This window comes from Paraburkholderia sp., assembly GCF_049581445.1.
GTDB lineage: Bacteria > Pseudomonadota > Gammaproteobacteria > Burkholderiales > Burkholderiaceae > Paraburkholderia.
In genome coordinates, this window is the sequence record NZ_JBAURZ010000220.1 from 1 (window position 1) to 4,703 (window position 4,703).

Below are 4,703 nucleotides of genomic sequence, written 5' to 3' on the forward strand. Positions count from 1 at the left end.
GCCGTGCGCTTGCCACCGCCGCCGACAAGCCGAATTCGCGCCCGGCCGCCGAGACATTGGCGAGCCGCGCCGCGCGTACGAATAGGCCGACGTCGAGCAGATCGAGCCGTTCGCGCTCACGTTGATGCTCTGGGTCAGATGCGTCCAGCAAAGACGAAGCCACGTCAGCGGGTGCCATTCTTCGGGTATTCAGGAAAATGTTTAAGGCATTATGACTGTTTTTAGAGATTAAAGATCGTCCTATCATTCCAGTCAACGCCTGACGCTGAGACTGTTCTGACAGGCAGCGCCCGGTTATCGCGAACACTTCATCCATGAATCAGGAGCCCGTTATGAAAGCCGTTGGTCTTTATCGCTATCTGCCTGTCGATCACGCTGAGTCGCTCATTGATGTCGAGATTCCCAAGCCGGAAGCCACCGGACATGATCTGCTGGTGAAGGTCGAGGCCATCTCGGTGAACCCGGTGGACTTCAAGGTCCGTGCGCCGAAAGACACGGTGGAGAAGACCCCCCGCGTGCTGGGTTGGGACGCGGCAGGCACCGTGGCCGCAGTCGGCCCCGACGTCACGCTGTTCAAGGTCGGCGATCCGGTCTTTTATGCGGGAAGCATTACGCGTCCAGGCGCGAACAGCGAATACCACCTGGTGGACGAGCGCATCGTCGGCCGTAAGCCTGCCTCGCTCGACTTCACGCATGCCGCAGCGTTGCCCTTGACCGCCATTACCGCGTGGGAAGCGCTGTTCGCTCGCCTCGGCGTGTCGCCGCAAGGCGCGGACGAAGGCCAATCGGTGCTGATCATTGGCGGTGCGGGCGGGGTCGGTTCGATTGGGATTCAACTGGCCAAGCAGCTTGCCAAACTGAAGGTGATCGCCACCGCGTCGCGTCCGGCCTCCGCGAAATGGGCGACCGAACTGGGCGCGGATCACATCATCGACCACTTCGGCGACATGCCCGCGCAACTGAAAGCCATCGGTTTCGAGCAGGTCGACTACGTGCTTATTTTCAACGACACGGACAAGCATTTCCCGGCTGCCGCCACCGTCATCAAACCGCAAGGCGGTATCTGTACGATCGTTGAAAACGACAAGCCGTTGCCCGTGGAACTGCTCAAGGCAAAAAGCGCGGCGTTTCATTGGGAATTCATGTTCACGCGCTCGATGTTCGGCACGCCGGACATGATCGAACAGCACAAGTTGTTGACCGAAGTGGGGCGCCTGGTCGATGCCGGCACACTGCGGACAACCGTGGGTCAGGACCTGGGCAAGATCAACGCAGAGAACGTTCGGCGTGCGCATCAACTGCTGGAAGAAGGGCGGGCCATCGGCAAGCTGGTGCTGACCGGGTTCTAGACGCAATCACGGCGGGAGTCAGGTATCCAACCGCGATCATCGTCAAATCGTGATCGCGGAAAACGCCTCACCGCAAGCGGGTTAACACCCGATCCGCGCGCAGCGCGTTCCGGTCCGCTTGGCGTTAGACTGGCGGGGCTTGATGCAAAAATCGCTGCGTGTCCGCGCGTGCTTCCTGGCGTGCGCCCTGACTGGGCGCGCAGCGGCACAACGAGGAGGTGACTGTATGAGCCCCTGCTTCAGACTCTCCGCCGGTTCGGTTTTTTCCTCTGTCGTGACTTCCCTTGCATGCGTGATGGCGACGGCTGTCGCTTTGCCTGCCGCTCACGCGGCAACGCCCATCACGGTGACCTCGCAGGCCGCGACTGACGGGCCGATTCGTTACACCGTCAAAGTCACATCCAAGCAGTTTGGCAATTCCCAGGAAACCCGCACGATCCGCTCCGGCGAGTCGGACGACTTTACCTGGAAGACGGTCCCGCCTGGCGGCGCGGTCGAGGCGTCCGATCAATGCCCGGACTACGCATCGCTGCCTGTCGATACCAACGGCGCGATGATCCGGCAAACCCAGATCCGCTTTGCGCCCGTGGTCGCCAATGATGGTACGGCCACCGTTCAGCTAAGCTTCCAGGCGCAGACGCCGCACGGCAGCAAATCGGTCACCAATGAGGGCAAGACGCTCAAGTGTCCGAACAACATGAAGGCGAGCCAGATCCTGCGCTTTACGATGCCGACCAACGGCAGCACGAAGACGCTCACGCTGACCGACGGTACGCAGATCGCGGTGTCGGCCAAGCGCTGAATCATTAGCGGGCAGCGGCTGTTCGCTCCACGAGACGGGACGCGAGAAAGCGGTGCTCAGCCGAAAACAATCGCCGGTACGTGAGCAGCACAGCCCCGCCTGTTCCTAGCGCGGACGATGCGGCGATCAGAAACATGATCACGATCTGGTAGCGCACGGCCTGCAGGGGCGACTGGCCCGCCAGCACCTGGCCGGTCATCATGCCGGGCAGGCTGACGATGCCCACCACCGCCATCTGGTTCAAGGTCGGAATCATCCCGGCGCGCACGGCCTGACGTGCCGGCTGCTGTGCCGCTTCCCACCGGGTGGCGCCGAGGGCAAGCGCCATATCCACGCGGTCACGCCGTGCCGTCAACTCTTCGGTCATGCGTTCGATTCCCAGCGACACACCCGTGAGCGTGTTGCCGAGGATCATGCCGAGAATCGGAATCGCGTACTGCGGTTCATACCAGGGGTGGATGCGGATCACAACGAACAGACCCACGGCGGCCACCAGCCACGAACTGACCCAGATCGATACCACACTATCCGCGCGCTGCCCGCTGTAGCTGCGGGTGCCGCGATTCGCGCCTGCAAAGCCGGCGATCAGCGTCATTAACACCATCAAGGGCAGGACCACGAACCAGCGGTCGTAATGGAACACCCATCCGAGCACGTAGCCAATGGCCAGCAACTGAACCACGGTGCGTACCGCGGCCCATGCCAGCTTGCGCTCGAGATCCAGCTTAAGCGCGACCGACAGCGCGCCGTTCACGACGATCAGCAGCGCGGCGATCGCGACATCCCAAAGGCTGAGGTTTTGCAGGCTCATTGCGGGCGCTCCTGACGGTCCGAGTGGTCCTGGTCCGCCAGTGCCCCGTCGCCCGATGTGCCGCCTTCGAACGGTGTGGCCTGTTCAGTGAGAACACCGGCTCGCATGATCAGATGGCGTTGGCTCATGCGTCTTGCCTGGGCGGGGTCGTGCGACACCCAGACCGATGCGCGCGGCGTATCGCCCGCGCCGAACCACGCATGCACGAGTCCTTCGATTGCATGCGACGATTCGGGATCGAGCGAGGCGGTGGGTTCGTCGAGCAACAGGACTTCTGGCGCCAGTTGCAGCACGCGAATCAGCGCCGCAATCTGCGCCTCGCCGCCTGATAGTTCACTCGCGCGCTTGTCGAGAAAATCATCGCCACGGCCCGCCTGGGCGGCGAGCGAAGCAGCGCGTGCCCGATCAAAGCGCACGTCGCGATAAGCCTTGAGCGAAAACGGATAGCGCAGATTGTCTTCGACCGTGCCGTCGAGAATCGCCGGACGCTGGCGAATATAGGCGACGTTGCGCCGATAGCGTGGAATCGTCGCCCTTCCGACCGGCCGGCCGTGCCATGCGATCGAGCCGCTATCGAGCGGATCGAGCAGCGCGAGGGCACGCAAAAACACGCTCTTGCCGGACCCCGACGGGCCGGTGACGGCCACCCGGTCGCCCGCATGGAGCGCGAAGCGGGTGGGCTGCAGCAGTATCTGCCCGCTTTGCGGATCGCGCCGGGTGATGTCTTCTGCGTCGACGAGGGGAATGTCCGTCATGTTGAAGTGGGGGTGATGGGTAAAAGGCGAACCCGCGCCGTACCGACCGGCGTGCGCAGCGGTTCGCTCTTGCCAGTGCGTGTGCCATCGCAGGCCCGCAAAACCGGGCATGTTAACTGCTGTCCGATACGCAACGAGAAGAAATCGGAGAGACTCATGGCAGTGTCGAGCACCATTGGCAGGCGAATCGGCAAGATCATCGCATGGCTCGTGGCGGTCATCGTGATCCTCATCGTCGCACTGGCGATTTTCATTGCGACCTTCGACTGGAATCGCGCGCGCCCCTGGGTCGACGATAAGGTAAGCGCTGCGATTGGCCGCCAGTTCGTCATTGAAGGCGATCTGAAAGTAGGCTGGCGGCATCCGGTGGGCGAGACGGGGTGGCGCGCATGGGTGCCCTGGCCGCGCTTCTCTGCAGCCAACATCACGGTGGCCAACCCGGACTGGGCCAAACAGCCGCATTTCGCGACGCTCGACGAGATCGACTTCGAAGTGGCCGTGCTGCCGCTGCTCGCGCACGACATCATCATTCCCGCTATCAACCTGGCGAATCCGTCCGTTGACCTGGAACGGCTCCTCGACGGGCGTAATAACTGGACCTTCAAGCTGCCATCGTCGGCCGGGCCGTCCGAGTGGAAGCTTGAACTGCACGATATTGCTTTCGCGAAGGGCTATATCGCCTATTCCGATCAGCAGAAAAAGACCGATGCGCAGGTTGTAATCGACACGCTGGGGCAGACGATTCCCATCGGCGACGTCATGAAGCAGCAGGAGGAAGCGTCGCGCAATGCGTCGGCAGAGGTGGTCGGCAAGCAGGGCGCAAGCAAGCTCACCGCTCAGTCCAAGGCAATCGCGGCTTCAGAAGCTGCTGCGGCTACGGCTGCGGCCTCGGGTGCGTCTGGCGCTTCGGCGGTTGGCGAGGCGTCGGGTGCATCTGGAACGGAGCTTTCCGCCTCGGCGGGCAGCGCTGGCGCAGGCTCCGGCCC

5 protein-coding genes and 1 pseudogene are annotated in these 4,703 nt (G+C 62.7%); 3 read left to right on the forward strand and 3 right to left on the reverse strand.

The window, feature by feature from the left end:
* Positions 1 to 178: pseudogene (locus WCA85_RS19025) on the reverse strand (LysR family transcriptional regulator); the annotation flags it as partial.
* 154 nt (positions 179 to 332) lie between these two features.
* On the opposite strand from WCA85_RS19025, the gene WCA85_RS19030 reads away from it, so the two are divergent.
* Entirely contained in the window at positions 333 to 1,349 is a 1,017-nt protein-coding gene (locus tag WCA85_RS19030) for a zinc-binding alcohol dehydrogenase family protein (RefSeq protein ID WP_424066429.1), read from the forward strand.
* 226 nt (positions 1,350 to 1,575) lie between these two features.
* Positions 1,576 to 2,151 (forward strand): DUF6013 family protein, encoded by a 576-nt coding sequence (locus WCA85_RS19035; RefSeq protein ID WP_424066430.1) that lies wholly within the window; start codon positions 1,576 to 1,578, stop codon positions 2,149 to 2,151.
* Between the two features lie 4 nt (positions 2,152 to 2,155).
* Here the strand turns inward: WCA85_RS19035 and WCA85_RS19040 are convergent, their stop codons facing one another.
* Both WCA85_RS19040 and WCA85_RS19045 read right to left on the reverse strand, forming a co-directional pair.
* Complete coding sequence (locus WCA85_RS19040) at positions 2,156 to 2,962, reverse strand: ABC transporter permease (RefSeq protein ID WP_424066431.1); 807 nt, start codon at positions 2,960 to 2,962, stop codon at positions 2,156 to 2,158.
* Positions 2,959 to 3,717, reverse strand: a complete 759-nt coding sequence (locus WCA85_RS19045) for an ABC transporter ATP-binding protein (protein ID WP_424066432.1) — start codon at positions 3,715 to 3,717, stop codon at positions 2,959 to 2,961. The genes WCA85_RS19040 and WCA85_RS19045 overlap by 4 nt, the downstream gene beginning before the upstream one ends.
* Positions 3,718 to 3,873: 156 nt before the next feature.
* On the opposite strand from WCA85_RS19045, the gene WCA85_RS19050 reads away from it, so the two are divergent.
* Positions 3,874 to 4,703: AsmA family protein (locus WCA85_RS19050; RefSeq protein ID WP_424066433.1), on the forward strand; the 830-nt coding region annotated here is incomplete at its 3' end.

What these genes read in the sequence shown, in the direction of transcription:
- WCA85_RS19030 (WP_424066429.1), top strand. Translation starts at nt 333, where the DNA reads ATGAAAGCCGTTGGTCTTTATCGCTATCTGCCTGTCGATCACGCTGAG.
- WCA85_RS19035 (WP_424066430.1), top strand. Translation starts at nt 1,576, where the DNA reads ATGAGCCCCTGCTTCAGACTCTCCGCCGGTTCGGTTTTTTCCTCTGTC.
- WCA85_RS19040 (WP_424066431.1), bottom strand. Translation starts at nt 2,962, where the DNA reads ATGAGCCTGCAAAACCTCAGCCTTTGGGATGTCGCGATCGCCGCGCTG.
- WCA85_RS19045 (WP_424066432.1), bottom strand. Translation starts at nt 3,717, where the DNA reads ATGACGGACATTCCCCTCGTCGACGCAGAAGACATCACCCGGCGCGAT.